At 31.9% G+C, this 1,315-nt stretch carries 1 protein-coding gene; it reads right to left on the reverse strand.

The window, feature by feature from the left end:
• Positions 1 to 231 precede the first annotated feature (231 nt).
• Positions 232 to 951, reverse strand: a complete 720-nt coding sequence (locus VBZ51_RS18955) for a DUF6090 family protein (protein ID WP_416577969.1) — start codon at positions 949 to 951, stop codon at positions 232 to 234.
• Positions 952 to 1,315 lie beyond the last annotated feature (364 nt).

Below are 1,315 nucleotides of genomic sequence, written 5' to 3' on the forward strand. Positions count from 1 at the left end.
AAAAGCAGCAAAAGCATGAAGCCCTTGCTGCGCGGGATAACAACTTGATAAATCAATCTGTTTCCTAAATTATTAAAGAAAAAACTTGTTTTTTGACACAGTACCTATGAGTAGTTGCGTGAGTTAGCACTTAACTTAACAAGTACGCACCAAACTGAAAATCCTTGAGGATTTTCAGAAGTAGGCAAAAACAAGCAATTACTTATAGCCAATGTTGAGCTTTCGTTATTTTTAGTTTTCTAATTCCTTCTCAATTTGTATTAGAATTTTTTCTACAAAATCTAAAATATTCTTCTGATAGACTAATCTGTTATGTGCCATATCAGATTTAGCTACTAAAATTCCTAAAAATGAATTATTGTTAAGATGTTCAGCTATGGCATTATTTCTTTTTTCGTCACTTATTGGTTTTTCTATACCGACTCGTTTTCTATACTTTTCAGGTTCAAGAAAAGCCGAATATGGACTGGATTTTTCTGTCAATAATGATGTTAACTCTAAACCAAATTCTTCGTCTTCAAAGCCGTATTTTATTTCTGCGGAATATTCTGCCAGTAAACTTTTTAAGTTTTGATTTTTTATTATGTCGGTTTTTCCAGAACCAATTAGCCCATCATAAGTTCCATTAACTGGTTCTATTCGCCAATAAGACAATGCACCTCGATATATATATTCTCCAATGGAATCAATACCCTTTTCTCCATTCATTATAATTTGTAGCTTATAGCAATAGTCCACTACTTCTTTTTGTAATTCGATGGTCTCTTTAGCTCTGTTTTTAGTTTCTAAAAAATCTGTTTTCATTGCTTTTAGTATTGCAATTTCTTCAATGCTTTGTTTCCGATTCTCATTCCAATTATTAATTGAAAGCGCAATCAAAATTCCAATAACTACAAGGACAATTTCCCCAATCGCATATTTTAAATACTTACCAGTATTATTCTTCTCCATAAGCTCGCGTCGTATTTTTCTAAAGAATTTAATCATTGGTTATTGGTTGGTCATTATGAAGCACAACGGTCTCGGCTATGATTAGTACGGGAATAAAAGTGCACTTTTGTTTCCGTTTAGGCAAATAGCCGAATCTTTTTGTTTGTTTTTATTTTTTCTATTTAAAAAGCCAATTCCAAAAGATTTGGCGGACATTATAAATATACCCATAAGTAAGCGTTAAACTTCAAAACCCGTATTAATTATAGCATCTATGTAAAAGCAGTAAGTCGAGTATCTTTAAGATGAACTAAAAATCAAAGATATGAACACTCAAATTACTGCTACACCTAAGTTATTCATTGGTATCGACATACACAAACGC

This window comes from Maribacter sp. HS (assembly GCF_048059195.1).
GTDB classification, from domain to species: Bacteria; Bacteroidota; Bacteroidia; order Flavobacteriales; family Flavobacteriaceae; genus Maribacter; species Maribacter dokdonensis.

Bases quoted from the DNA above. Each gene is read 5' to 3' on its own strand.
- VBZ51_RS18955 (WP_416577969.1), bottom strand. From the start codon at position 951: ATGGAGAAGAATAATACTGGTAAGTATTTAAAATATGCGATTGGGGAA.